The organism is Pseudocoprococcus catus, assembly GCF_019734885.1.
Classification (GTDB): Bacteria; Bacillota; Clostridia; order Lachnospirales; family Lachnospiraceae; genus Coprococcus_A; species Coprococcus_A catus.
Genome location: NZ_JAAXCM010000065.1, coordinates 1 through 25,882, shown reverse-complemented (window position 1 = coordinate 25,882; position 25,882 = coordinate 1). Strand labels below are relative to the sequence as shown.

Below are 25,882 nucleotides of genomic sequence, written 5' to 3'. Positions count from 1 at the left end.
CTTTTAGAATGGTTCGTACAGTCATTATAAGGAATCGGAATAGTAAAAGCGTTGCATGGCAGGGAAGATTTAATGTATACTTTTATTAAGTTGTGATAAGCCCGTAGTCACGATGGAATATGGGGATTTTCAAAGGAGGAATTTGATGAAAGCAGCAGTGATTGACAGATTCGGAGGACCGGAGGAGATTTATTACACCGACATTGAGAAGCCGGTGCCGGGGCCGGATGAAGTTCTTGTAAGGAATGTTTATATTGGCGTGGGAAAGCCGGATTATATTATGAGAAGCGGTATCTGTCCGTTTCTTGAGGCAAAGCCGCCGAAGCTGGTTGTGGGCAATGAATGTGCCGGTATTGTGGAGGCAGTGGGTTCAGATGTAAAGGGGATTGAACCCGGCATGCAAGTCTGTGTCAACAGCGGTCTTGGATATGGCGCTTATGCGGAGTATATTGCTGTACCGCAGAAGTTTGTGACGGTATTTCCGGATCAGTTTCCGTTGAAGTATGCACCGGGATTTCTGAATTATATGGTGGCCTATGCGCTGCTGAATGAAATCGGAAAAGGCACGGATGGCAAGTCTATTTATATTTATGGGGCTGCAGGCGGTGTCGGCACAGCGGTTATCCAGACAGCTCTTTTGCAGGGAATTGAAGTGATTGCTTCTGCCAGCAGCCAGGAAAAATGCGACTACATTAAGTCTCTGGGAGCACAGTGTGTGTTTAATCATAAGGAACAGGATGCCAAAGAAGTTATTATGGATTACACCAGAGACCGTGGGGTGGATCTGATTTTTGATCAGCTGGTGGGCAGACGTTTTGCAAGTCAGTTCGAATATCTGGCGGATTTTGGTATGATTGTCATTTATAACTGGCTGGATGGCAGTCCAGAACTGGATCAGCTCGATACAATTATCAAACAGTCCAGTCATGCATCGGCCGTTCGTTCATTCTCTTTCCATATATATGATGATAAGCCGGAACGTCTGGCAAAGATTCGGAAGATCTGTATGGATCGGATTATCTCGGGTGAAATAAAACCACATTTTTATATGGATCTGCCGTTGTCAGAGGCAAGGAAGGCTCATGAACTGATGGATGGTTTGAAGATTATGGGCAAACTCATTCTGCATGTAGAGGAATGAAAATAATAAAGAATTTGAAAAGATTATCAGAGTCGGAAAGATTTTGATAATCTTTTTCTTGTATTATTTGTATTGCGGTGTATAATACAAATAGAAGGAGGAGAAGGAATATGATTATCAAAATAAATTCCAGGTCAGAGATACCGATTTATCTGCAGTTGCGCAATCAGATTGTTAAAGGCATTGGCAAGGGAGAACTTGAACAGGGAGAGATACTACCTACAGTGCGTCAGATGGCGGCGGACCTGGGAGTGAATGCCATGACAGTGAGCAAAGCCTATCAGCTGTTGAAAGCAGAAGGATTTATAGAGACGGACCGGAGAAAGGGCAGCGTCGTCTGTATACCGGAGGAAGAATATCCCACGCAGCAGGCTGCTTTTGAGGAAAAATTGGAGGATGAGTTGGAGCTTCTGACTGCGGAAGCCAAAATCCGCGGAATGGATAAGGGACAGTTTATACAGTTCTGCCAGCACATTTTTGAGGAAATGGAGATGGTGCCGGAATGATAGTAACGATCATTATGATATTGACGGATTGGCTGATGGTGGGGGTTACGAAGATGGTTTACAGCTGCAAAGTGGCCTATCGTCAGGGAATGCTATTTGGTGTTCATGTGCCGGGTGATGCAGCGGAACTGCCGGAAGTGAAGACGATGATTGAAAAATATCAGTCATGGATGAAGGCTTTTTATCGCTGGCATTTTGCCATTGGAACGGTGATTTGTTTTCTGGGAATGTGGTATATGTCCATCTTTTTTATTGCATGGACTGTGTGGATGACGGCCTTTTTCATCGGTGTTATGGGCAAAGTCTGGCAGACACACCGGCATATGTATGAATTGAAGATGCAAAAGGGCTGGTATGAGGCGACATCAGAAGAAGAGCAGGTGACAAGTGCCGTGGATACAAAGACAGCCGCCAGAACAGCCCAAATGGCAGTGCCGATGATTTGTCATGCGCTGCCGTTGATTGTGCTCTGTGGGCCGTTGGTGATACCGGGGCTTTGGCATGCCATGGCTATCAATTCAGAGAGCTGGATTATCTTTGTGTGCTGTTTACTTGTCTGTGGCTGCCTGTTGGGAGCAGCTTTGTTTTACGACAAAATGGGCAATAAGATTTACAGTGAACATTCGGATATCAATTTTCAGGTAAATTGTTTAGAGAAACGTATGACGTCCGTTGGCTTTCTGGCCAGCAGTATTTGTAATTCACTGGCTTTCTGGCCAATTGCCGGGACGCTGCTATCAGGCAAATGGATGGACTGGAGCTGGCTGGGGTTGTATGCGCTTTTTGAATCGGCGGCGGGAATCGTGATAATTGTACTCTTTTTTATCATCAGGCGCCGGAAAGAGGCACTTTTGAAGCAGGATACAGCACCGATGTATATTGATGACGATTATTACTGGCGAAATGGCTGGTACAGCAATCCGGATGACAGACGGCTGTTTATACAGGACCGCTACAGCAGTATGAATTATACCGTGAATTTAGGCAGGACGGCAGGGAAAGTCATAACAGGCATTACTTATGGGCTGCTGATCGTCATGATGGCAGGATTTTGTCTGTGGCTTTTGAAGATTGATTTTACACCTGTGCGCATGCAGATGACGGATACTACAGTGACCGTTACATCCGGGTACTCGAATATTTCATTTGACAGAGATGAGATAGAAGAGGTACAGCTTTTGGATGCCCTGCCGGATGATAATTTCTATAAAGTTAACGGATCAGCCGACGGTAAGCAGTATCTGGGTAAATTTAAAGGCAAAGAGGCCGGCAAATGTCAGATGTATGTGACGTTGGATGTGACGCCGATACTTGAGATTAAGATGCCGGAGTATACGGTTTTTATTAACAGTCAGGAAGAGGGAAAAGCAGAGAAATGGTATCAGGAATTGAAACAATAGCCGGGAGTGAAGTGCCTTTTGTAATAGAATGAAGGTCAGATCATTGATATTGCAGTTAAAAAGGACTATAATACTGAATAGAAATATTGATTAAAGTCAAGAATAGAAAAGAATGGGAGGCATCAATATGAGTCAGACATTAGTGGCTTATTTTTCAGCAAGTGGTGTAACCGCCAATGCGGCAAAGATTCTGGCACAGGCAGCAGGGGCTGATCTGTATGAGATCAAACCGGAAGTTCCTTATACAAGAGCTGATTTGAACTGGATGGACAAGAAAAGCAGAAGTACCGTTGAGATGAATGACCCGTCATCAAGACCGGCCATCAACGGCAAAGTTGAACATATGGAACAGTATCAGAATATTTTCGTCGGGTTCCCGGTATGGTGGTATCGTGAACCGAGCATCATTGATACATTTTTGGAGAGCTATGATTTCACAGGCAAGAGAATTATTCTCTTCGCAACATCCGGAGGCAGCGGTCTTGGTAAGACAGCTGAAGGGGTGAAGAAAATCGTACCTGGAGCAAAGGTTGAAAATGGGCGGATGCTCAACGGCAAGGTATCTGAGGCTGATGTCAAAGCTTGGGTACAGAGCCTGAATTTGTAGAACAATTTTAGAGAAGCTTATTATTATCCATGAATTTTTGTAGGGGATAAGAAAAGGCCAGAGTGAATAAAAAGCAGGGGATATCGTACAGAAGTATACGATATCCCCCTTTTATTTACGCGAGCAACGAGCCAAACGGAGTGTAGAGGCCGCGATAACTTGAGAAACTCGCGGAGCGTGTTTCTCATAGTTTACGCGGATAATGAGGCAAAGCTCATGCTTGCATGAAGCCTAGCCGAATATTGCGATAACGAGTGAAACTCGCAAAGCGTGTTTCATCTTGTTGTGTATGGTTCATATGAAAAGCTATTAAATCGGTAATGTAATTCCACCGATGATCAAAAGATAGGAAAGCGCTGCACTGCCGGCCATCATAATAAGGAGCATGAGACATCCGATCAGGCGCTTTTTCATGGTCAGGAAAAAACTGGTCAGAAAGATCATCAGGAGAAATATGATCAAGAGCAAAATAATAAGGTTCATTTGCGGCCTCCGAAAATTAAATTAATCTTAACGTACATTTAAGTATTCTATCAGATATTATCAGTATTTGCCATATTAATTCGATAATTTTGAAATTAAAATCTGAGTTAGATGCATAAAAATATTTGTTGAAGATGATTCAATCCTATTCATTTATTTTCGTGTTAAACTGACTTCATCTTATAGAAAGATGAGGGAAAATGTTATGAATCAACAAGTGACAGGAAAACCGAGTATTGATAAACCATGGATGAAGTACTATCCGCCGCAGCTGATTCAGGGACTTACAATTCCTGCACAGACAGTTTATGAGTATTTAATGGAAAGGTGTCCGGGAGATGATGTTGTGGCCATCCATTATTATGGCAGAGACATCAGATGGAGAGAATTGAAAGAGCAGGTGGATCTGGCTGCCAGATCGCTGCGTGCCATCGGATTTGTCGAGGGAGATCAGATACCGATATTTTTGCGGGCAGTTCCGGAATTTATTTACCTGCTACTTGCTGCGGAGAAAATAGGAGCCTCTGTTTTGTGCAGAGACAATACGCTTGAAGAGAATATAGAGGCTGTTAAGAAATCAGGTGCAAAGATGATCATTGCCCACGACTTCCTTTCTCATGAAGAACTTAATCGTTACAGAAAGGAAGCCGGCATCAGAGGTGCTGTTTTGTTAAGCTCGATCCGCAGCGCCATGAGAACGGGGCTTCCGGACTATTGTTGGAATTATCTGGAATCTCTTTATACAGATTATCCGGCATACGGTCCGTATACGATGTCCTGGGAGGCTTTTATGGCAATCGGGGATCAGTTTACAGGGAAAGTGGAGGCACCGAAAGACATTGACAGACCGTTATTCAGGGCTTATACAAGCGGCTCCACGGGTCCGTCAAAGCAGGTCATTCATTCCGCGCATACGATGATCGGCAATATGCATCAGATGAATTTTTATGGTGCATCTTCGGAATTCCGACCGACATGGATGGTTACACAGCTGCCCCCTTCTTTGGTGGCGGTAGTTGTTGCGATGCTGCTGATGCCGTTGGCATCAGATAAATTGCTGATACTTAGTCCTTTTGTGGCGGCAGAAGATGTAGATCTGGAAATGATGCATTATCGTCCGAATTGCTGGCCGCTGATTCCGATGTTTATTGAAACTGTGATGAGAAATGGCCGTGTCCCGGATGATTATGATATGTCTCATTTATTTTCAGCAGGTGCAGGCTGCGAGGCTTATAACAATAATCAGCTGAAGCGTGCACAGAAATTCCTGGAGGATCATCAATGTAAGGCACGTTTTACGACTGGCTACGGATGCAGTGAAGCGGGATCGAATATGTCATTGCCTTTAACAGCACATCCGATCAAAGACGGCAATGTGGGGATACCGATGCCGTTTACAACCATTTCTATTTTTAAGCCGGGAACAGATGAAGAATTGACATACAATACGATGGGTGAAATCTGCCAATGCGGACCGGGAACAATGGTAGGGTATGATGATCCGGCAGCGACGGCAAGAACAATCAAAATACATTCAGATGGCAGCCGCTGGCTTCACACAGGTGATATTGGTTATATGACAGAGGATGGAACAATTTATGCATTAACCAGAGGTGAAGCACCGAGATACGGCGGAGGTTCCCTGGCGACACTGCCTATGGAGAATCTTCTTGCAGATGCGGAGGTAGAGGGGATAGATGATGAATTTTTTGTGATCGTCCCGGATCCGGAGCATCACAGATGTTTTGTTCCGTACCTGTTTGTGGTCTTGAATAAAGGTTATACGGTAGATGATATCAGGGAAAAGGTAAAGGAAAGTCTTGAGGCGTACATGCAGCCTGTTGATATTATTGCTCTTCCGGAGAGACCGTTTTTCCACTTTAAGACAAACCGTATTGGCCTGACACGGGATATTGAAGCAGGAAAATTTAATAAATAATGAAGAATAACGGATAAAACGATTAGACTGAGATAAAGCAGTTTAATCGTTTTATTTTTTTGAAAATTCAGTTATAATAGAGGGGAGAAAAAATAGCATATGAAAAGGGGAAAACACATGAAGATTGTGAATAATACACAGGTAGATAATCCAAATCAGTGGATAGAAAGTTTTGTTGAGGACGTGTTAGATAATGCTAAAATAGATTGCGAACAGATTTTGATTGAGAAGATTGAAGAAGAGAAACATATTTTTTTGGATGTAGATGGTGAGAAATATGATATTAGATTGTGGGCATTTCTGCCGATTGCGGCGGATTTGAACGGTATGGTATGCAGGGAGAATTTGCAGTATATGCTTTATCGGAAAAAGAACGAATCTGATAAGGGGTATACAGAACAGGTAGATGATGATTTTATCAGAATAGAAAGAGGCAATCGTGCAGCCTATGAAGTACCACAGGAGAAGACTCTTTTCTAGGAAAATAAAGGCACTGTATGCCAGGGCAGTTAGTCCAACACCTATAATGCGGAATACCCACATATAAATTGGGTGGTAGCAGACTTTGATAATAGGAGAAATTATATCAACCCTTATCTTTCCAGAAAGATAGATTCAATGTAAAATAGTATGCGGGAAATAGACTTTGGAAAGGGAGCCATGATGAATCTTACCAGGCTAATGGATGAGTGATCATCTATGGAGCAGCAGTCTTTTTCATGATATAGCAGTCAATTCTTCCGTTTTTGGAAAAAGCCTTGCCGAACTCTTGTATTTTAACCTTAAATAGTGTAAAATCTAGTCAAAACGCACTTCATATTATATTATTTTTTATTTATGCGAATGATTATGAAGCATGCACAACTATTAAAATTTCAATTATAGATACAGGGGGAACACCATGGCAAAAGAAATGGTTATTGTACTCGATTTTGGCGGTCAGTACAATCAGTTAATTGCACGAAGAGTCAGAGAATGTAATGTATATTGTGAAGTCCTTCCATATACGAAGACACTGGACGAGATTAAGGCCTTAAATCCAAAGGGCATTATTTTTACAGGCGGTCCGAACAGTGTTTATGATGAGACTTCTCCTCATTATGAAAAGGCTATTTTTGAACTTGGCATTCCGATCCTGGGTATCTGCTATGGTTCTCAGCTGATGGCTTACACACTGGGCGGTGAAGTAGCAACTGCACCTGTCAGCGAATATGGCCATACAGATGTTGAAGTTGATACAACTTCTGTCCTCTTCCACGACGTTGCAGATACAACCGTCTGCTGGATGAGTCATACCGATTATATCAAGGAAGTACCGGAAGGCTTCCATATTACAGCCCATACACCTGTCTGCCCTGTTGCAGCTATGGAATGTGCTGAGAAGAAGTTATACGCTACCCAGTTCCATCCGGAAGTTATGCATACCAAGGAAGGTATGAAAATGCTCCACAATTTCGTCTATGACGTCTGTGGATGCGTTGGTGACTGGAAGATGGATTCTTTCGTTGAGACAACCATCAAGTCTCTCCGTGAGAAAATCGGCGATGGCAAGGTTCTTTGCGCATTATCCGGCGGTGTTGATTCCTCCGTTGCAGCAGTTCTTCTGTCCAAAGCGATCGGCAAACAGCTGACATGTGTATTCGTTGATCACGGTCTTCTTCGTAAGAACGAAGGTGATGAAGTAGAAGCCGTTTTCGGCCCTGACGGTCCTTATGAACTGAACTTTATCCGTGTCAATGCACAGCAGAGATATTATGACAAACTGAAGGGTGTTACAGAACCGGAAGCGAAACGTAAGATTATCGGTGAAGAATTTATCCGTGTCTTCGAAGAAGAAGCGAAGAAGATCGGTTCCGTTGATTTCCTTGTACAGGGCACAATCTATCCGGACGTGATCGAAAGTGGTCTCGGTAAGTCTGCTGTTATCAAGTCCCACCACAATGTGGGAGGTCTTCCAGATGTTGTCGATTTCAAGGAGATCATTGAACCATTAAGAATGCTTTTTAAGGATGAAGTCCGCAAAGCAGGTCTGGAACTCGGTATTCCTGAGTACCTTGTATACCGTCAGCCATTCCCTGGCCCTGGTCTTGGTATCCGTATCATCGGCGAAGTTACCGAAGAGAAAGTTAAGATCGTACAGGAAGCAGATTACATCTATCGCGAAGAAATTGCCAAAGCAGGCGTAGACAAGGGCCTTGGCCAGTACTTTGCTGCACTGACTAATATGCGTTCCGTTGGTGTCATGGGCGACTTCAGAACCTATGATTATGCGATTGCACTTCGTGCGGTCAACACAAGTGACTTCATGACAGCAGAAGCTACACAGCTCCCATGGGAAGTACTTGCAAAGGTTACAAATCGTATTGTTAATGAAGTAAAAGGTGTTAACAGAGTTATGTACGATTGTACAGGAAAACCGCCGGCAACTATTGAGTTTGAATAATCCACACGATTTTACAAAGCCAGTATTTATGCGGGTTTCAAACAAATTTGCTTAGTATCTGGCAACAAAATGGCAACATTTTGTGGTTATTCAGCGAATAAAAATTTTATTTCATAACGTATATAAAGAAACCTTACTGATTTTCAGAAGTAAAAAACTGAATATCGGTAAGGTTTTTCTATTTTCTTCTTTTATTATTCTTTTTTAGTCAATTCTTTTACGAGGTAATCACTCAATTCCTGAGATGGTACCTTGGCATGTTTCTGGTAAGTATCCAGTTCCGGGTACTTATATCTCCATTTATCATATTCTTCCTTGCTGATTTCACCGTTTTCCAATTTGTCAGCTTGTTCCATCCATGCACGAAGCATTTCATCGACAGATGAGCCGGGAGCCGATATGGAAGAGTCAAGGCAAAGATGAGGCTGTCCATCTACATTTTTTACCTTCAGCCCATACATATCTTCCAGTGCAAATAGTGTATGCATCAGACCTATGTGAGTATCAATATCCGGCACTGTTAAAGCATGAGTATTGACATCGAAGATCTGAGACATTTGTTTTACAAGATCGATTTTAGGAACTCTGGCTTCAGATTCATACTGAGCCATGCGGACATCTGAGGTTTTTCCTTTGAATCCCAGTTGTTCTCCGAGTTGTTTTTGTGTCATGCCTTTGCGGTTGCGAAAAAATTTGATACGTTGTCCGATTGCCATTTTTGTTTGCCTCCTTATAGTGGTCATTCGTGTTGCCATAATTAATTATGATAGAAAATAAAACAATTCTGTTTAGGTTCAGTATAGCATGAGCAATTTTGGATGGCAAGAAGAACTTAAACAAAAGAATTTAATATTCGCATGAAATCACTTGACTTAAATTAAAATGTTTAGTATCATGCAAATGTAGAAACCTAAACAAATTACGTTAAGATAGAAAGGAGAGATGCGATGTGACGAACAGAACTTTTATGACAGTAGAAGAAGTTGCAGCGGAACTGGGAGTTTCCAAGTCTTATGCTTATAAGATTGTCAAACAGCTAAATGAAGAATTGCAGAAGCTGGGTTATCTTACGGTAGCTGGCAGAGTAAACACCAATTATTTCCGCAAAAAAGTATGTTACAGCGAAATGTAAGAGAAAGAGAGGAGAATTTGTATGAGTATTCATAAAGATAATGCCACTGGAAAGTGGCGAGTAGTCTATCGTTATACCGATTGGACAGGAGAAACGCACCAGTCATCCAAAAGAGGATTTCCTACAAAACGAGAAGCGCAGATGTGGGAACGAGAGCTATTGCTGAAGAAAGAAGCCAAATTGGATATGACTTTCGAAAGCTTTTATGAGATTTATGTGGAGGATATGCAAAATCGAATTCGTGATAATACCTGGGGAACGAAGACAAATATTGCCAGAACTAAAATTCTTCCTTATTTCGGAAAGCGTAAAATAGGAGAAATTGAGCCAAGGGACATTATTGCATGGCAGAATGAATTGCTTGCGATCCGGCAGCCGAATGGAAAGCCGTATTCCGCCTCTTATCTGCAGAAAATTCATAGTCAGTTAAGTGCTATTTTCAACCATGCAGTTAATTTTTACCATCTTCCATCTAATCCGGCACAGAAAGCAGGAAATATGGGAAAAGAGGAACACCGGGAAATGCTGTTCTGGACAAAAGAAGAATATTTGAAATTTGCAGATGCCATGATGGACAAGCCTGTTTCCTATTATGCGTTTGAAATACTTTACTGGTGTGGGCTTCGCATGGGCGAATTATTAGCACTTACACCGGTAGATTTCAATTTTGAAACGCATACACTACGGATTAACAAGTCCTACCAGAGGTTGCACCGGGAAGATGTGATTACACCACCAAAGACATTAAAAAGTAATCGAACCATTAAGATGCCGCAGTTTTTGTGTGATGAGATGCAGGATTATCTGAAAATGCTGTATGAGCCGAAAGAGGACGAACGGATTTTCACGATTTCCAAATCTTATCTGCATCATGAAATGAACAGAGGATCAAAAGTGTCTGGGGTGAAGCGAATCCGTGTACATGATTTGAGACATTCCCATGTATCGTTATTGATCAATATGGGATTTACGGTATTGGCAATCGCAGATCGAATGGGACATGAGAGCATTGATATCACTTACCGATATGCGCATCTGTTTCCAAGTGAGCAGACACAGATGGCAGAACAGTTGGATATTGAAAGGATGGAAAAATCAAATGGAGAAGAATCTGGACAGTAAAGGAAGATGGAGAAACAAAATCGTAGCATTCCGGGTATCACCGGAAGAAGCAGAGCAGATTGATGCATGTGTCCGATTGTCAGGACTTAGCAAGCAGGACTATATCACAAAACGATTAACTGATCGGGAAATTGTGGTACAGGGAAATCCAAGAGTGTATAAAGCATTGCGAAATCAGATGGCAGAGATTTATGAAGAATTGAAACATCTGGAAAAATGCAGTGAGGAAAACGAAGAGTTGTTGAGTACCCTGAGATTGGTCGCAGAGACATTGTATGGATTGAAAGGGGAAAATGAATGACAGCAAAAGAAAAAATGACTGCTCCGATTGCATCTGTTGGCGCAGATGTGGAACAGCCATTAGAAAATTTAAAAACCAACCAAAGTATAGCAGATTTGCCCGGTAAGGGCAATCTGCAAGCCACAAATAATGCGGAAAATACAGCAAAATCAGCAAATAAAAAGAATCCAGATGATTTGGAAACAGTTTCCATGATGGAATTATATGATACTGCATATCCACCAAAATTGCCGATTATAGATGGACTTCTGTATAACGGAACTTACCTGTTTGTTGGTTCACCGAAAATTGGAAAATCATTTTTCATGGCACAGATCGGGTATCACATCAGTAAAGGACTTCCATTGTGGGGCTTTTCAGTCAGACAGGGAACGGTTCTGTATCTGGCATTGGAAGACGATTATGCAAGGTTGCAGAAACGATTATCACAGATGTTCGGAATGGAAGGCAGTGAAAACTTTTATTTTGCTACAAAGTCCAAATCATTAAATGCTGGATTGGAACAACAGCTTGTGCAGTTTGTAACAGATCATAAGGACGCAAGGCTCATTATTATTGATACGCTTCAGAAAGTCCGGGAAGTCGGTGGAGATAAATTCAGTTATGCCAGCGATTACGAGATTGTAACAAAGTTGAAAGCATTCAGTGATAAATATAGCATCTGTTTTCTGGTTGTGCATCATACAAGGAAAATGGAATCTTCCGATAGTTTTGATATGATTTCTGGCACGAATGGATTGCTTGGAGCTGCGGATGGAGCATTCGTCATGCAGAAAGAAAAACGGACAGATAATAAGGCAGTTCTGGAAGTGGCAGGGCGTGACCAGCAGGATCAGAAACTGTGGTTGAACTTTAATCGGGAGAGATGTGTCTGGGAACTTACCAAGACAGAAACAGAACTTTGGAAAGAACTAGAAGATCCAGTGTTGGAAAAAATCAAAGAACTTGTAACAGAAACTATGCCAGAGTGGGTAGGAACAGCAACAGAGCTTGTGGAAGTATTGCAGGTGGAAATGCAGCCGAACGCATTATCACGAAAATTAAATGTCAGCCTGGAACGTCTGATTCTGGAATATGGAATCCAGTATAAAACAGAACGAGGACACGATGGAAGAAAAATTAGATTAACCTTTGTCGGAAAACAAGCGTGACGATATGTGACGGTTGTGACGGTATTTTATATAGCGTGACGGTAGTGAAAATATCGTCACTATCGTCACGACCGTCACGGAAAGGAGAAACATGGAAAGAAAATCACAGGTACAGATACCAAAAGATTTATTGCTGGCATTGTTCCAGTATCATCTTGCCGGGAACGAGGAATATCAGCCAGAGATAGAAAAAGCATTGATGGAAAAATTAGATAGTGTGGTAAAACATCAGTTATATACAACATTTAAAACAGCACCAACTGAGGAAGAACGGGAAAAGGCAAGACAAGAGTATTTGGATAAGTGTGGAATGCATGAGGACTTTCGTTGGTAAAGATTCTGTTTGATTACCTTATGACAGGAGCGTGGCACGCACCTGTAGATAGCAGACAAAGAGAAGGTCTGTAAGGTGTAGCTGGTAGTTGATTGGCGAAGAAAAAACTTTTTAAAAGGGGGCCCTGATTCAGGGCGTCCCTGAGGAAATGATAAATGAAGGGAGAATGACACCATGAGAGAAGGAAGATTAGGTTACAACAGTTATAACAAGAGATATGGCTTATTATCATCAGACTTATGGATTGATACGAGATTTCATTGCGGAGAATGTCTGGAAGTTCTAGTTGATGATCAGTGGGTAAAGACACGAATGGAAATGAATCTGGCGAGAGAATGGTATTTGGTTGGAACACCATATTGTGGAGATCTGGAGTATGTACGGGCAAGGATACCGGAATAAAGCAGACAGGAAGAGTAATAGTCGGTTTGTTGTTAGTGAAAAAATAAGCCCGGATACGGGCAGAAAAAGAGGGCGAATACGCCCAAAATGAAAAGCGAAAGCCAAGTTGTGGTAGATGTAAGAAGCATCTCACAAAGCCCTCGGCGTTTGAGAGCGAAATACACCCATCGCACAAATTAAAGATTTGTACTCAGGATATTTCGCCCTGCCGGGAGCTGTTCCGCCGACAGGCGGATAGTTCGTAAACGGATGCCGATGCATCCACTCACAAATGATATGGCAGAATTTATTTTGCCGAAGACAAGGAGGGAGTGCCTATCGGAAGAAATTCATTTATTCAAATGACAAAACTAAGCAATGTAAAAGGCAGGATCACTTATATATCCAGTCATGCAAAACAGGAAAACCTCTATGCAGTTTATGAAACCACAGAACGGAAATTCTGGCGGGAACTTGCAAAATGTAATCAGGAAGAATTTGCAAAAAGCGGAACAGAAGGAAAATGTATTGAAGCAAGAGAATTAATCATTGCATTACCAGAGAGCTTTACAGAATATCAGCCGGACAGATTGTTGCAACTTTTAACAAATCATTTTAAACAGAATTATGGAACAGAGTGTATTGCTGCTTTGCACCACAATAAAAGAAAGACCAATTATCACATTCATTTGATATTTGCAGAACGGAAACTACTGGATGAACCAATCATTAAGATTGCCAGCAGAAATATGTTTTATGATGAAAATGGAAAACATGTCCGAACCAAGAAAGAGATATTAGGAGAAGATGGCGAGATTCGGGAAGGCTGCAGTATCGTAAAAAAAGGTGAAGTATATGAGAAAAAATTGTTTACAGTGAAAGAGGAACGCTTCAAAAGTAATTCATTTCTGGATGAGGTAAAGCATTCTTATACAGACTTAATTAATATTTACGTGAAAGATGAGAATCAGAAGTTACAAGTGTTTGAACGTGGCAGTGTTTATCTTGCAACAAAGAAAATTGGAAAAAATAATCCAAAGGCACAGGAAATAGAAGCGGATAACCAAAAACGCCGGGAATGGAACAGAGCTGTTGATATGGCATTGATTAGTGGAGTGCCGGAACCGAAAATAATGGAAGTGAAGCGGAAAGAAATCACGGAGCCGATCAGGAAATCAATTGCCCGGCGTGGAAACAGACCACGATTATTTTCCAGAGTTGTGACAGTGGCTGTTGAGGCATTGGAGTTTTTGATAGCAAGTGTGCTGTTTAAGAAACCCAGGGAAGTGCCAAAACAGACAGAGCAAACGGAAACAGAACACCCAGAGCATGTTGCTGAAAATAGCACGGCAGCAGTCGAGACAACAAAAGAAGAAAAGGTAGAACCGGAACAACCTAAAATGACGAGGCTTGCATCAAAGTATCCGAAACTATTTAAAGTGAATAAAGAACTGGAAGATCAAAACGGTGCAATTCAACAGAAACAAAAACAGCTTTCTGCAAAGAAGAAAGAACTGTCAGAGGTAAAGGGATGGTTTAAAGGAAGAAAGAAAAAAGAATTGCAGAATGAAATTGATGAATTGAAAAGTCAGATTAGAGATATGAAAGATTATCTTCCAAGGATTGTGCAGAAAATCGGATATAGAAGTGTACAGGAATTTTTAAAAGATTTTAAGGCTTCTCAAACTGAGTATAGCCAGTATCGAACTGCAATAGCAAAATGGAAGAAAGAAACTGGCAAAGAGCCAGTAGCACATGGTATTAGGGCGAAGCTGGCAGAAAAGAAACAAGAAATACAGAATGAACAGAAAAATAAACAGCATATCCGTAGTCAGAACAAAGATCGGGGAGCAAGATAGGAGGACAATCATGAAGAAACACATTATGGGAGAAAATGGAATCAGTTATACTTTAGGAGAGGACGGTCTGTACTATCCTGACCTGTATCTCCCGGAAGAGACAGAGTATCCGATTGGAAAGTATGGAATGCTGAGAAAGACATATTTGCAGGAGCATCGGAAGGGATTATATCTGGAGCTGGTACTTGCTGGGAAGTTAAATGAGCATCTGCATCAGATTGACGAGGAGTGTGATCAGATGATGGACAGACTGGTGGAGCAGATGAAAGGAGCGCATGGAGTGACGGAAGAACTGAAGATGCAGGATCAGATGGTGTGGGTTGGGAGAATGAATAATATCCGGGCTTGTGCGGAGGAGATTGTGTTGGAAAAAATCGTGTATGAATAAAGAATTTGGGTGGTAATATTTACCACTCTTTTTCTTGGGCATTTGTAATAATTCGATGGAGTAATTAAGCTAAATGTGATAAAATTTAGATAAAATCATATTATTATAAAGGCCTATTTAATAGAATTGTATAATCGTGAAAATTCATTGAGTGAGTTTTGAAATGAAAATAAGATAATTAATTTGGAGGGACAAAAGATGTATAGATATTTTTTGGGAGCATTTGGTAATAAGAGTTTTATTCGTCCTCAATACGAGATTATGGAAGATGGCAAATTAAGAGGAATTGAAGATAGGTGGGGAGAATTTCCGAATGGTGGAACAGTTTCACTTACTGGTATATCTGATAGTGATACAGAAAGTATAAAAAACAGATTATTACAATTTAAAATTGATTTTAATAAAGATTTGCATCCAGGCTATGCCCCGTATACTGATAATAGTAATAAATATCAAATTTCTTTCAATGCAATTGATGATTTTGACAAAGATGATGTTATAGAAATTATTGATATTGATTATGCAATTGAGGACTTTATAAATGATAAAACAAAACGGACTATTAGAATTAAACATCGGCCTAATAAACAGATTCTTTTGAGATATGCACAGGATTGTTATGGCCCATTTGAATTTATGATTTCTGATATTGAAGATTCATATAGTGATGAGTCCTACTATACTATTAAAGTATTTATAAATAGTGGAACTATAAACAAATACAAAAATTCGGATATAGAAAAAATTATTATGGATGGATACTTTTCGATCAGACGAAATGATCGCATAGAATTCATCTATAATATTAGTGATTTAAAAGCTATTGAGCCTGAAGAAAAAATAGAATATATTGATAATGAAGAACTTGCGGATTTTTTTAAAACTCTATTGAATAAATCGGAAGAAATTGATAATTTAGCTGGTGTGCGAGAGCAATTTTTGGAATTGGCGGATTCTTTTTCGGAAGAGGGACAATTGACGGATAATAGAATTAAAAGAATATGTGAGCTATTGCAAACTGCTGTAGATTTGAGTGATTATAAAGTACGTTTAACGGAGGAATACTTTAAAAACAATCCGAATGCAAAATTAGATAAAGAGGAATATTTAAAGACTCATGAAGAATTATTGACCAATGTTGTTCGTGAAGATGTTCATTACGAAGAAAAGAAAAAGGAAATTTTAGATGAGTTAAATGTTTTAGAAAAGGAAAAGGAAGATCTTGCAACAGAAATTGCGGCAGGAAATCAAAAATTAAGTGATAAGCAGGCGGAATTGGAAAAACTTGGAGAACAGGCAGTTGAGCAGAAAAAACAAGAAATAGAAAATTTAGTTTTAGAAAATAGAAAAGAATTGGAAGATGTAAAAAATGCAATTGAAAAGGCAAAAAAAGAAGCGAAACAGTTTGAAGCAGATAGAGATACTTGGAAAAGGGCTTGCGATTCTATAAAAGATGAATATAGAACTGTGTCAAATGATTTAAATACTAAGATTATTGAATGGGCAGCAAATAATCGAACTTCAGAAATAACTAAATTGCTGGTTTCACAATTAGAAATGCCAGAAGAAACGGTGGAAAAAAATGTTTTAGGTAGAATATCTAATCTGAAAAAAAATGTGGATGCTGATAAAATAGTATCTATTCTTTGTGAAAAATTTGAAGAAGCAGGTCGCATAATTAGTAAAGATGATGCTTACAATTATTTGATAAGTATAGTGCAAAATTATATAACCGTTTTTGCAGGTGAACCAGGAACAGGAAAAACTTCATTATGTAAGTTGTTGGCTAAAGCACTTGGCTTGTATGATTCTAGATTCGCAGAAATTCTTGTTGAAAGAGGATGGACTTCTTCAAAAGATTTAATAGGGTATTACAATCCACTAACGAAAGAAATAGAAAGTACTCAACCTAGATTTTCAGAATGCATGAAGAAATTAAATGAGGAAAATGTAAATAAGATAGTTGAAGCACCTTATTTTGTTTTGCTTGATGAAGCTAACTTAAGTCCAATAGAATTTTATTGGTCTAATTTTAATTATTATTGTGATGATCCTGCACATCAGGTTGTTTCATATTCAAATGGAGAAAAATATGAATTTGGTTCAGAACTAAAATTTCTTGCAACTATTAATTATGATCAAACAACTGCAGATCTTTCACCAAGATTTCTTGATCGGGCATGGGTTATATCTATGAATCCGGTGTCTGTAGATGCTATTGTTTCAGGTTTAGTAGATGATTCAGTTGTTAAGAATAATAGCGAAGTGATTTCATTAGAAGTATTAAATAATATCTTTGATTGGCATAACGTAAAGGATAAAAAGATGAACCAGATTACCAAAAATCGATTAGATAGAATCATCGATAAGATGAAAGAGGGCGGACATACCATAAGTGCAAGAAGCATTCATTTGATGAGCCATTATTATTTAGTTGCTGAAACGTTTATGTCATCAAAAGAAGTTGCACTTGATTATGCTATATCTCAGAAAATACTTCCGTGTATTAACGGAAACGGAAAACAGTATAGGGAATTTTTGAATGGGTTAATGGCTATTTGTAAAGAAAACCAATTAAATAAAAGTGCAAGTATTGTTTCTAAAATCATAGAAAAATCAGAACATGAATTTTATAGTTTCTTTAGTTTATAAAATAAAGGGGAGATCAACATGAAGTTATGCATAGTTAAGCCAGATGGTACTGTTGCAGAAATCTTGTTGCGTGATCGCCAACCATCTTTTGAAGCATTTAATAATGAGCAACTATTTTTTGAAAATTATCAATACAAATTTATTTTGCGTGAAATAGAAGAGTATGAAAATGTAGAGATATTTGTGGGAGACTATTCAGTACCTATACATTATAAAGCATCTATGGATTGGTATGAAACGGATCAAGATTTAGTTTTTGGTGGCTGTTTTGATTTGGCATATATAAGTGTGTGGGTAAGTGAAAAAGAAGGGACTGAAGATTATTTTTATTCGGATTTTCTTCGAATTGCTACTACGAAACAAACATCAACACAAGTTGAACAAATGTTAGACGAAATAGAAAAGAATATTCCTAATTTTTTGGAGGTGTGTTTTAGCCGTAGTAAAAAGAATTCAGGGCTTAAGAATGATAGTACAAGGTCTATTTGGAATACGCTGAAATTGGTAGATGAAATTATAAAAACTTATGAAGAAAATTATGATTCCTTTTTTAATCATAAGAAATCATTTGTAGAACCTGTAGCTAGTGTAGAAGACGTAAGATCAATGAGAGTAGTAAATCAGGAAAGTTTAAGATGGATTGCGTGCAATCCAGATAATCTTGTGAAAACTGATAAAAAAACGGGAATAGATTTTAATGGTCAAAATTATATGCCATCAAAAATAAAAACATATATTTCTAAATATTCCTATAATGTGTATGAAAATAGAGTTATATTAGGATTTTTAAAAAATGTTATTGATTATCTAGAAAATCAAATTATAGGATTTACGAGAGAAATTGTAGAGGTAGAAAACGTACCTGAATTAATAGTTGCACAATTGCCAAATACACATGCACTTACAGGAAAATGTGTTTATGTTTATTATAAAGGTGTAGTGGATAGATTTTCTGAAAGAAAAGATATTCTAGAAGAAATATATTATAGATATGAAAAAATTCTAAAGTGCATACCAGAGGACATATATGGATTACCTAAGCTTACGAATACATTTAAACAAATTTATCATTATCGAATTTGTTATGAATGTATGGTGAAGTGGTTTGAAACAGGAGACTATACGTTTGATCATTTGAATTATTTATTTAAACTCAAAACATTAAGCCGTATTTTTGAATATTATTGTTTGATAAAGATTCAGAATGCAATCGCTTTGTGTGGATTTATTTTACAAGATTCGGACAGAGTCATATACGATGTAGAGGATGACTCTGAAAATATCAATAATCAATATATATTTGAAGGTAACGGGTATGAAATAACATTACTATATGAACCATCTATATGGACAGATAGAAGTAATACCTATACTAATTTGTACTCAACAGGTTACAATTTTATAAAAAGTAAGTGGAGCGATAGATGGACACCAGATTTTGTATTGAAAATATCGGGTAATTATAAAGATTACTATTATATATTAGATGCTAAGTATTCAAATTTTTATAACGTAAAAAAAAGATATATTCCGGCATTAGTCTTGAAATATGGAGCACAAATAGCATCTAAAGACAAGTTCTTTTCAGATGTAATAGGAATTGAAGCAATATATCCTAGTAAGGAAGATAAAATATATTATTTTAAGAGAAATGCGATTAACTCACAAAAACATGCATTACCACAATACTTTTCTTTGACAATTGTTGATGGAGATATGGGAACACAAATCCTTAAAGAACAGATAGAAAAATTGTTTAAAGTTGTTGATATACTTGAGGAAGAACGTGAAAATATCGAATATTTAAAAGAAGATTTTGAAAGTGGTTCGGAGAAGATGGAGCGTGAGCCGAAGATACTTGTAGAGACAAACGAGGAAGACAGAAAAAATGATAGCTCTAATATTAAGGTGAGTGGAAAAAATTGTTTTTATTATGCTAAAAATATTTGTCTCTGTCAAAAGAAGCCGTGTACAATCATTAACGCTTCTTGTGAACGATTTATTCCTAAAAGATCTAGAGAGTTGCTAAAAGAAGATAGCTGTAGAAATTTAATTCAATATGTGAAACGGAACAAATTAAGTGGTAAGGTAGAATGTTCAATTTCAGGTCTTCCGGGGTGCATTGGTGCTGAACAATGTAAATTTTATTTAAAAAAGAACATACAAAAACAAAACGATTGACACCAAATACGATACCACATATAATATAAGTAGGAGGTATAACAGATGTCAAAATGGGATAAACTGATAACACGTATATGCAATTTATCGAAAGACCTCCGGTTTGATGAGCTGCGGAAAGTATTGGAAAGCTATGGATATGAAATGAATGCACCGAGAAGTGGAAGCAGTCATTATACATTCAGAAAGCAGGGATGCATGCCGATTACTATACCAAAGCACGAATCGATTAAGAAAGTATATGTGGAAATGGTAAGGCAGATTGTAGAAAGCGAGGCGAAGAATGATGAAGACGCTGAATGATTACATGGCAATGTCCTATCGTATGGAAATTGTAGAAGACAAAGATGAAGGCGGATTTGTGGTTTCTTATCCGGATTTGCCTGGTTGTATTACTTGTGGAGAGACTGTGGAAAGTGCAGTAGCGAATGCACTGGATGCGAAAAAGGCATGGTTGGCAGCTGCATTGGAAGATGGTGTGGAGATTCATGAACCAGACAGTCTGGAAGACTATTCTGGTCAGTTTAAGCTGAGAATTCCTCGGAGTCTGCATAGATCACTGGCAGAACATTCGCAAAGAGAGGGAATCAGCATGAACCAATATTGCGTATACCTTCTTTCCAGAAATGATGCAGTCTTTTCAAAATAACGATTGCGAAACATTTATGCTATGGTTATAATGAAGTGGCAACAAATTGGCAACAGAAAATCAGCGAGCCAAAATAATATATGTAACAGAAATAAAATAACGGCAGAAAAGAGATAAAAACTAAACAAATATGTTTAAAACCATCTTCGGATTTGCCGAGTTCGAATAAAAAATTCGGTACATTAAGAGACTGGAAAGCCTTGAAAACAGGGCATTTCCGGTCTCTTTACTTATGTTCTGGTTCTATTCTGGTTCTGTTATCAGCGGGAATAATGAGTTTTCGTGTTTTTGAATATAAATATTAGTGAGCTGAACGATATTTCCAATTCCATAATGTATGAGTATATTGATTCAGATAATTCACAATGTCTTGATATGTCTGGTATTTATCCGGTATGCGAAGTCCTGAGACAGAAATGGGGTTAAGCAATATATGATAGTGATAGTTTAATACATCATTATAACTGCCGGAATGAAGAACCATGACAGCCTGATATCCAATGGCAGTAAAATAGTCCTGCAAAGCATATGCGGCTTCTTCCAGTATCGTACACATGGATTTGGAGGTTCGGGTTGTGAGAATGAAATGAAACATTCTTCTATGGTCTGTCATATTATAAGGTGCCTGTAGGCGGTAATATTCTTGAATAATCTGATCGGAGTCATCTTCATTATCAATATGTGATGTCAATATATCTTCTTCGTCTGCAAACAGTGATCCAATGGCATAATTTAAAGTGTTCTGAATAACAGTGTCTCTCTGATATGGTTTACGGACTACAAGTAAAGTTCCTTTTTTCATAATGGTAGTTCTCCTTATGTTTATCATAATATTAGGTATATATAGTAATAATATCTATATATAGCATATAATAAATAATGTAATAGAATATATAGTATATATAATGAAAAACCCTGCAAGGTAGGAATCTCTCCAGACCTTTACCATAGTGTTCGTTGGTTATTTTTTACAAACGTTATTTATGACTGGCAAAGATTGATTTTTGTTGTCTTTTATCTGTTTCTTTTATTTTTTACTGATAAAAATATTTCTGATGGAACATAAAGGTATAAAAAAATACAGATAAAGGAGACGAGCATATGAATACACTTGTAGATGAAAATGAATTGCTGTCAATCGAGCAGCTTTGTGACCGTTTATTTATATCAGCAACAACAGCTTATAAATTATTACAGTCAGGAGAGATAAAAGCCTTTAAAGTTGGAACATGGAAGATACCTGTTAAAAGTGTAAATGATTATATTAAAAGAAAGTGTGCTGATTAGAAGAGAAAATACATAGAGATGTAATTGCATATGAGATAGCAGACAATAAAGGCTGAATCCGGAGGGGTTCAGCCATGCTTATTACTTGGAGAGTTTTTGCTATTTTCGCTTTCTTAACAAAAAGCTCAGTACATAATAACTCAAGAGAATTACAGGAAAAAGAAAGATACCATATACAGATTGTTCCGCTGTTGTACCAAGAATAGATGTAATTGTGTAAGTCTCTGGATGCAAGTACAGATAAGTTCGGTACAGAATAAAAAGCAGATAAAACAACAGTGCAATATAAAGTACCATGTGTCCGGCTTTTTTCTGATGCTTTCTTTGAATCTGATGAATATAATAGTCTATCTGGCTCTTTGCAAGCTGTGCTTAGCAGATAAATATGATATTGATAAAATAGAAAATAAAAGTAATTCAGACAAGACCATCGGAGAAATCCGGTGTTTTTTTGATGAAAGAAAGGATATTTGTAAAAAAATTGCTTTATATGTGTATAAGACATATAATTATTAAAAGGTATACATGTTACAATTATGTGAAATGACAATACAAAAAATGTATGATAAAATGGATATAGATATTGTTTGCCAATAAAGTAGGAGGCTAAAATGGATGAGATATTGTTAGAAAATGAAATTTCATTGGAAAATGAAGAAGAATTAAATAATTTAGAATATTCTGGAAGCGAAGAAAAACCTCTTTTTGCATCTGTAAGGGTTACTAAAAAAGATTTTTCTATATACGAGCTCTATAGAAAATATAAGAAACAACAATTAGTATTAGAAGTCGATTTTCAGAGGAATACAGTTTGGGGACCCAAACAAAAATGTGAATTAATTGAAAGTATTTTAATGGGATTACCATTACCTATATTCTATTTCAAACAACAAAATAATTCTACGTATGTAGTAGTTGATGGGAAGCAGCGACTGTCAACATTGTTTGAATTTTTGAATAATGGTTTTACATTGAAATCTTTGAAAATATTAAAATTTTTAAATGGAAAGAAGTTTAAAGATTTAACAGATGAATTAGGAATATATCAATCTCAATTAGAGGATTACCAAGTGTATTCGCATGTCATTCTGCCACCAACACCAGATAAAATATTATTTGATATATTTGATAGGGTTAATCGAGGTGGAACAAAATTAAACAAACAAGAGATTAGAAATGCATTGTATCATGGCAGGGGACTAAAAATGATAACTACTGTGACTAAATCAGAAGAATTTGTGAAAGCTACACGTATTGAACATAAAAAAGATAGTAGAATGAAAGGTTCCTATTTGGTAACAAGATTTTTAGCATTTTATTTGTTGTTTAACGGTTTATTAGATAAAGATGGGAAACAATATGAATACACAGGTGATTTAGATGATTTGATTGAAGTTACTTTGACAAAATTGAATCAAACATTGCTTGAAGAATTAGAACAGATTGGGAAATTTACAATAAAATGCTTAGAAAGGGCAAATGATATTTTGGGGAAAGGTGCATTTCGGAAAGAAGTAAATGAATCAAAACCAATTAATATGAATATTTTTGAAACTACTTTATATTTTATGGCATTAATGCAGAAGAATAATGTCGTAGTACCACAGAAAGTGGTATATGAAGCGTTAAAAAGAACAATAAATAGCGATGAATTTTTAGATTATATTGGAAATAGTAGAGACAATACTGTAAAAGTATATGGAAGATTTCAATTAATGGAAAAGGTATTTGAGGAGATAAAAAATGATTAATAAAATTCGTGTGTTGGCATTAAAATCTATTAAAGATTTGAATGTTGAATGTTCAAATCTAAATTTACTAGTAGGAACAAATTCATCAGGTAAATCAACACTTCTGCATGCTTTGTTATTATTGGCACAAAGAGGACTTAATGGGAAGTATATTTCTATAGGTGATTTTCGTGAAGTTAGAAATTATTATATGTCAAATTCCCCTATTAGAATAGAAATATTAGAAAAAGGAAAAAGAAAACCAGCATGGATAGAATTTGATGAAGATAAGGAAAATGAGACATATAATATTCATACCTCATTGGAGGAACTAACTGTTGCTGATGTTATGATGGATGAAGAACATGAAGATATAGAGCAATCTACTTTAATAATGGAAGAGTATGGTTTTCATTATTTATCATGTCATCGTATGGGGGCAAATGATATTTATGCCAAAAACATGTTAAATGAAAGTGATTTTGGAATAGATGGAGAATATGCTTTGGCGTATTTATTACAAAATGAAAGTAAAGCAGTGAGTGAGGACCTCGTTGTACAAGATGTAGATTGTACTAATAGTTTATTGGATCAAGTAAATTACTGGTTGAATTATATCGTGGGTACTACTTTATCTATTAAAGATTTAAAAAAAACAAATTATTTGCAGGTAAAATATAACAATAATCCAGCTAATATGGCTTCAGAGGCATTGTACTGTAGACCCGTAAATGTTGGTTCTGGAATTAGTTACTTGATAAGTGTGATAATTTCATGTTTAGGTGCAGAAGAAGGCTCGATTGTTATTATAGAAAATCCTGAAATTCATTTACATCCTAAGGCACAATCGAGATTATGTGAATTTTTATATTTTGTTAGTAAATCAAGACGTCAGTTATTTGTGGAAACTCATAGTGATCATATCTTTAATGGATTACGTGTGGGGATAGCGACAGGAAAGATGAAACAAGAAGATATTACCGTTAATTTTTTAGCGATGAACGAACAGTATGAAACACAATGTAATCCTATTATTTTTAAAGAATATGGGAAAATTATAGGAACTAATGATGACATGGATATAAATGATTTATTTGATCAATTTGAAATTGATTTAGATAGAATGTTAGGATTATAGGAAATGGAGCCTACAAAAGAAAATGGATTATTATTTAAATGAATATTCACTAAGGGGTCAATTTGAAAGTGTGGAAGATTTTTTTGAGTCACTTAGGTCTTATACGTTTCCAGTTTTGAAGAAAGTGAACGAAAGAAAAGAAAATATTATTTGGAAAAAAGATACACTTTGGCAATCAGAGATATGTAAAGGAGTTTCATTAACTAAAATACCACAAAAGAAGAATGAAAGATCTGGAGAGCTGGTAAGGTTAAAAATACAATTAATAAAATTAACTTATGAACCTCCTTTTTATAGTAATGAAGGAGTATCAAATATAGAAATAAAAGAATATAAATTCGACACGGAGTATAGAGAGAAATTTGATACAAGAAATTGTTTTACCAATGCCATAGAAAATGAAGGAAGGGTAATATCTTTTCTACATCCTGCGTATGAATGTACGCAACTTCCTGTTAATGTTAATTTTGAAAATTCGGAGTATGAGTATTGTATAGAGAATATATATACTCCGGAGTGGTGGAATTGTGAACCGGAGATTAAAACATGGAGAACATGTCAAAAATATTTAATCGAAGTAAGAGCGAAAGAATTTGATTATCATCCACCGCATTTCCATGTAAGTAAAAATGAGTTTGCGGCAGTATTTAAGTTGAATAATGGCGAATTGTATAGGGAAGGCAAGAAAAAATGGACATTGCATATGATTAATGAAATAAAAGAGTGGTATGAAGAAAATAAGTGTGAGTTGCAGGAAACTTGGAACAATTTACATAATAGTTGATTTTAAGAGCAAGTTTTATTATAATATGTCCGTGGCAACACATTGGCAACAGAAAATCAGTAAGCCAGAATAATATGTGTAATTGAGATAAAATAACAGCAGAAAAGGAATAGAAACTAAACAAATAAATTTAGTAACATCTTCGAATTTGCCGAGTTTGAGTAGCATGAAAAATTGCGGAAAAGCCCATAAATAAACAATGTCATTAACTTTAGCAAAAAGCAGAAATCGTAATTATTATAAATTATGATTCCTGCTTTTTTACTTTTGATAT

The 25,882-nt window shown here is 37.2% G+C and carries 26 protein-coding genes; 23 read left to right on the top strand and 3 right to left on the bottom strand.

The genetic code is table 11. From position 1 onward, the window contains the following. Positions 1–145: 145 nt before the first annotated feature. The 4 genes from HED67_RS16680 to HED67_RS16665 all read left to right on the top strand — a co-directional run bounded on the left by HED67_RS16680 (position 146) and on the right by HED67_RS16665 (position 3,654). A complete protein-coding gene (locus HED67_RS16680) occupies positions 146–1,141 on the top strand; it encodes a quinone oxidoreductase family protein (RefSeq protein ID WP_221718958.1) in 996 nt (331 codons plus the stop codon). Between the two features lie 110 nt (positions 1,142–1,251). Beyond that, positions 1,252–1,647, top strand: a complete 396-nt coding sequence (locus HED67_RS16675; RefSeq protein WP_221718957.1) for a GntR family transcriptional regulator — start codon at positions 1,252–1,254, stop codon at positions 1,645–1,647. Further along, positions 1,644–3,047: a hypothetical protein gene (locus HED67_RS16670; protein WP_221718956.1), complete on the top strand. Its 1,404-nt coding sequence runs from the start codon at positions 1,644–1,646 to the stop codon at positions 3,045–3,047. The genes HED67_RS16675 and HED67_RS16670 overlap by 4 nt, the downstream gene beginning before the upstream one ends. Before the next feature lie 127 nt (positions 3,048–3,174). Continuing rightward, complete coding sequence (locus HED67_RS16665) at positions 3,175–3,654, top strand: flavodoxin (protein ID WP_221718955.1); 480 nt, start codon at positions 3,175–3,177, stop codon at positions 3,652–3,654. Between the two features lie 309 nt (positions 3,655–3,963). On the opposite strand, the gene HED67_RS16660 is transcribed toward HED67_RS16665, so the two are convergent. Then, entirely contained in the window at positions 3,964–4,137 is a 174-nt protein-coding gene (locus HED67_RS16660; RefSeq protein WP_221718954.1) for a hypothetical protein, read from the bottom strand. A 205-nt stretch (positions 4,138–4,342) separates the two neighbouring features. Here HED67_RS16660 and HED67_RS16655 point away from each other — a divergent pair, with 205 nt between their 5' ends. The 3 genes from HED67_RS16655 to guaA all read left to right on the top strand — a co-directional run bounded on the left by HED67_RS16655 (position 4,343) and on the right by guaA (position 8,519). Further along, a complete protein-coding gene (locus HED67_RS16655) occupies positions 4,343–6,076 on the top strand; it encodes a class I adenylate-forming enzyme family protein (RefSeq protein WP_221718953.1) in 1,734 nt (577 codons plus the stop codon). Between the two features lie 117 nt (positions 6,077–6,193). Beyond that, entirely contained in the window at positions 6,194–6,556 is a 363-nt protein-coding gene (locus HED67_RS16650; RefSeq protein WP_221718952.1) for a hypothetical protein, read from the top strand. Between the two features lie 421 nt (positions 6,557–6,977). Continuing rightward, on the top strand, positions 6,978–8,519 hold the full coding sequence (guaA, locus tag HED67_RS16645) for a glutamine-hydrolyzing GMP synthase (protein ID WP_221718951.1): 1,542 nt from the start codon (positions 6,978–6,980) through the stop codon (positions 8,517–8,519). Positions 8,520–8,713: 194 nt separating this feature from the next. On the opposite strand, the gene HED67_RS16640 is transcribed toward guaA, so the two are convergent. Then, entirely contained in the window at positions 8,714–9,235 is a 522-nt protein-coding gene (locus HED67_RS16640; protein ID WP_221718950.1) for a helix-turn-helix domain-containing protein, read from the bottom strand. A 233-nt stretch (positions 9,236–9,468) separates the two neighbouring features. Here HED67_RS16640 and HED67_RS16635 point away from each other — a divergent pair, with 233 nt between their 5' ends. From HED67_RS16635 to HED67_RS16580, 12 genes are all read left to right on the top strand, one after another. Further along, positions 9,469–9,651 carry a helix-turn-helix domain-containing protein gene (locus HED67_RS16635; RefSeq protein ID WP_022250156.1) on the top strand — a complete coding sequence of 61 codons (183 nt, stop codon included), beginning with the start codon at positions 9,469–9,471 and terminating at the stop codon, positions 9,649–9,651. Between the two features lie 21 nt (positions 9,652–9,672). Continuing rightward, the gene (locus tag HED67_RS16630; RefSeq protein ID WP_221718949.1) at positions 9,673–10,773 is read left to right on the top strand and encodes a site-specific integrase; all 1,101 of its coding nucleotides are present in this window, start codon (positions 9,673–9,675) and stop codon (positions 10,771–10,773) included. Next, complete coding sequence (locus HED67_RS16625) at positions 10,751–11,074, top strand: plasmid mobilization protein (protein ID WP_022250154.1); 324 nt, start codon at positions 10,751–10,753, stop codon at positions 11,072–11,074. Before HED67_RS16630 ends, HED67_RS16625 begins: the two co-directional genes overlap by 23 nt. Beyond that, entirely contained in the window at positions 11,071–12,225 is a 1,155-nt protein-coding gene (locus tag HED67_RS16620) for an AAA family ATPase (protein WP_221718948.1), read from the top strand. Before HED67_RS16625 ends, HED67_RS16620 begins: the two co-directional genes overlap by 4 nt. Positions 12,226–12,316: 91 nt before the next feature. Then, positions 12,317–12,559 (top strand): complexin-2, encoded by a 243-nt coding sequence (locus tag HED67_RS16615; protein WP_117887968.1) that lies wholly within the window; start codon positions 12,317–12,319, stop codon positions 12,557–12,559. A 174-nt stretch (positions 12,560–12,733) separates the two neighbouring features. Continuing rightward, entirely contained in the window at positions 12,734–12,961 is a 228-nt protein-coding gene (locus HED67_RS16610; RefSeq protein ID WP_221718947.1) for a DUF5348 domain-containing protein, read from the top strand. Between the two features lie 341 nt (positions 12,962–13,302). Then, positions 13,303–14,799 (top strand): coiled-coil domain-containing protein, encoded by a 1,497-nt coding sequence (locus HED67_RS16605; RefSeq protein WP_221718985.1) that lies wholly within the window; start codon positions 13,303–13,305, stop codon positions 14,797–14,799. Positions 14,800–14,809: 10 nt separating this feature from the next. Beyond that, positions 14,810–15,187 carry a TnpV protein gene (locus HED67_RS16600; RefSeq protein ID WP_221718946.1) on the top strand — a complete coding sequence of 126 codons (378 nt, stop codon included), beginning with the start codon at positions 14,810–14,812 and terminating at the stop codon, positions 15,185–15,187. A 198-nt stretch (positions 15,188–15,385) separates the two neighbouring features. Continuing rightward, entirely contained in the window at positions 15,386–17,839 is a 2,454-nt protein-coding gene (locus HED67_RS16595; RefSeq protein WP_221718945.1) for an AAA family ATPase, read from the top strand. Positions 17,840–17,857: 18 nt separating this feature from the next. After that, entirely contained in the window at positions 17,858–20,020 is a 2,163-nt protein-coding gene (locus tag HED67_RS16590; protein WP_221718944.1) for a DUF2357 domain-containing protein, read from the top strand. Positions 20,021–20,065: 45 nt separating this feature from the next. Then, complete coding sequence (locus HED67_RS16585; RefSeq protein ID WP_221718943.1) at positions 20,066–20,323, top strand: type II toxin-antitoxin system HicA family toxin; 258 nt, start codon at positions 20,066–20,068, stop codon at positions 20,321–20,323. After that, complete coding sequence (locus HED67_RS16580) at positions 20,307–20,669, top strand: type II toxin-antitoxin system HicB family antitoxin (protein ID WP_221718984.1); 363 nt, start codon at positions 20,307–20,309, stop codon at positions 20,667–20,669. The genes HED67_RS16585 and HED67_RS16580 overlap by 17 nt, the downstream gene beginning before the upstream one ends. 301 nt (positions 20,670–20,970) lie before the next feature. Here the strand turns inward: HED67_RS16580 and HED67_RS16575 are convergent, their stop codons facing one another. Then, a complete protein-coding gene (locus HED67_RS16575) occupies positions 20,971–21,471 on the bottom strand; it encodes a relaxase/mobilization nuclease domain-containing protein (RefSeq protein ID WP_221718942.1) in 501 nt (166 codons plus the stop codon). 299 nt (positions 21,472–21,770) lie between these two features. Between HED67_RS16575 and HED67_RS16570 the strand changes: the two genes are divergently transcribed. From HED67_RS16570 to HED67_RS16555, 4 genes are all read left to right on the top strand, one after another. After that, the gene (locus HED67_RS16570) at positions 21,771–21,956 is read left to right on the top strand and encodes a helix-turn-helix domain-containing protein (RefSeq protein WP_221718941.1); all 186 of its coding nucleotides are present in this window, start codon (positions 21,771–21,773) and stop codon (positions 21,954–21,956) included. A gap of 611 nt (positions 21,957–22,567) precedes the next feature. Then, a complete protein-coding gene (locus tag HED67_RS16565; RefSeq protein WP_221718940.1) occupies positions 22,568–23,707 on the top strand; it encodes a DUF262 domain-containing protein in 1,140 nt (379 codons plus the stop codon). Beyond that, a complete protein-coding gene (locus tag HED67_RS16560; protein ID WP_155205084.1) occupies positions 23,700–24,824 on the top strand; it encodes an AAA family ATPase in 1,125 nt (374 codons plus the stop codon). Before HED67_RS16565 ends, HED67_RS16560 begins: the two co-directional genes overlap by 8 nt. A gap of 22 nt (positions 24,825–24,846) precedes the next feature. Beyond that, a complete protein-coding gene (locus HED67_RS16555) occupies positions 24,847–25,608 on the top strand; it encodes a DUF4160 domain-containing protein (protein ID WP_221718939.1) in 762 nt (253 codons plus the stop codon). Positions 25,609–25,882 lie beyond the last annotated feature (274 nt).

Excerpts from the sequence above, each read along its gene's own strand:
- HED67_RS16680 (WP_221718958.1), top strand. The coding sequence starts at position 146 with ATGAAAGCAGCAGTGATTGACAGATTCGGAGGACCGGAGGAGATTTAT.
- HED67_RS16675 (WP_221718957.1), top strand. The coding sequence starts at position 1,252 with ATGATTATCAAAATAAATTCCAGGTCAGAGATACCGATTTATCTGCAG.
- HED67_RS16670 (WP_221718956.1), top strand. The coding sequence starts at position 1,644 with ATGATAGTAACGATCATTATGATATTGACGGATTGGCTGATGGTGGGG.
- HED67_RS16665 (WP_221718955.1), top strand. The coding sequence starts at position 3,175 with ATGAGTCAGACATTAGTGGCTTATTTTTCAGCAAGTGGTGTAACCGCC.
- HED67_RS16660 (WP_221718954.1), bottom strand. The coding sequence starts at position 4,137 with ATGAACCTTATTATTTTGCTCTTGATCATATTTCTCCTGATGATCTTT.
- HED67_RS16655 (WP_221718953.1), top strand. The coding sequence starts at position 4,343 with ATGAATCAACAAGTGACAGGAAAACCGAGTATTGATAAACCATGGATG.
- HED67_RS16650 (WP_221718952.1), top strand. The coding sequence starts at position 6,194 with ATGAAGATTGTGAATAATACACAGGTAGATAATCCAAATCAGTGGATA.
- guaA (WP_221718951.1), top strand. The coding sequence starts at position 6,978 with ATGGCAAAAGAAATGGTTATTGTACTCGATTTTGGCGGTCAGTACAAT.
- HED67_RS16640 (WP_221718950.1), bottom strand. The coding sequence starts at position 9,235 with ATGGCAATCGGACAACGTATCAAATTTTTTCGCAACCGCAAAGGCATG.
- HED67_RS16630 (WP_221718949.1), top strand. The coding sequence starts at position 9,673 with ATGAGTATTCATAAAGATAATGCCACTGGAAAGTGGCGAGTAGTCTAT.
- HED67_RS16625 (WP_022250154.1), top strand. The coding sequence starts at position 10,751 with ATGGAGAAGAATCTGGACAGTAAAGGAAGATGGAGAAACAAAATCGTA.
- HED67_RS16620 (WP_221718948.1), top strand. The coding sequence starts at position 11,071 with ATGACAGCAAAAGAAAAAATGACTGCTCCGATTGCATCTGTTGGCGCA.
- HED67_RS16615 (WP_117887968.1), top strand. The coding sequence starts at position 12,317 with ATGGAAAGAAAATCACAGGTACAGATACCAAAAGATTTATTGCTGGCA.
- HED67_RS16610 (WP_221718947.1), top strand. The coding sequence starts at position 12,734 with ATGAGAGAAGGAAGATTAGGTTACAACAGTTATAACAAGAGATATGGC.
- HED67_RS16605 (WP_221718985.1), top strand. The coding sequence starts at position 13,303 with ATGACAAAACTAAGCAATGTAAAAGGCAGGATCACTTATATATCCAGT.
- HED67_RS16600 (WP_221718946.1), top strand. The coding sequence starts at position 14,810 with ATGAAGAAACACATTATGGGAGAAAATGGAATCAGTTATACTTTAGGA.
- HED67_RS16595 (WP_221718945.1), top strand. The coding sequence starts at position 15,386 with ATGTATAGATATTTTTTGGGAGCATTTGGTAATAAGAGTTTTATTCGT.
- HED67_RS16590 (WP_221718944.1), top strand. The coding sequence starts at position 17,858 with ATGAAGTTATGCATAGTTAAGCCAGATGGTACTGTTGCAGAAATCTTG.
- HED67_RS16585 (WP_221718943.1), top strand. The coding sequence starts at position 20,066 with ATGTCAAAATGGGATAAACTGATAACACGTATATGCAATTTATCGAAA.
- HED67_RS16580 (WP_221718984.1), top strand. The coding sequence starts at position 20,307 with ATGAAGACGCTGAATGATTACATGGCAATGTCCTATCGTATGGAAATT.
- HED67_RS16575 (WP_221718942.1), bottom strand. The coding sequence starts at position 21,471 with ATGAAAAAAGGAACTTTACTTGTAGTCCGTAAACCATATCAGAGAGAC.
- HED67_RS16570 (WP_221718941.1), top strand. The coding sequence starts at position 21,771 with ATGAATACACTTGTAGATGAAAATGAATTGCTGTCAATCGAGCAGCTT.
- HED67_RS16565 (WP_221718940.1), top strand. The coding sequence starts at position 22,568 with ATGGATGAGATATTGTTAGAAAATGAAATTTCATTGGAAAATGAAGAA.
- HED67_RS16560 (WP_155205084.1), top strand. The coding sequence starts at position 23,700 with ATGATTAATAAAATTCGTGTGTTGGCATTAAAATCTATTAAAGATTTG.
- HED67_RS16555 (WP_221718939.1), top strand. The coding sequence starts at position 24,847 with ATGGATTATTATTTAAATGAATATTCACTAAGGGGTCAATTTGAAAGT.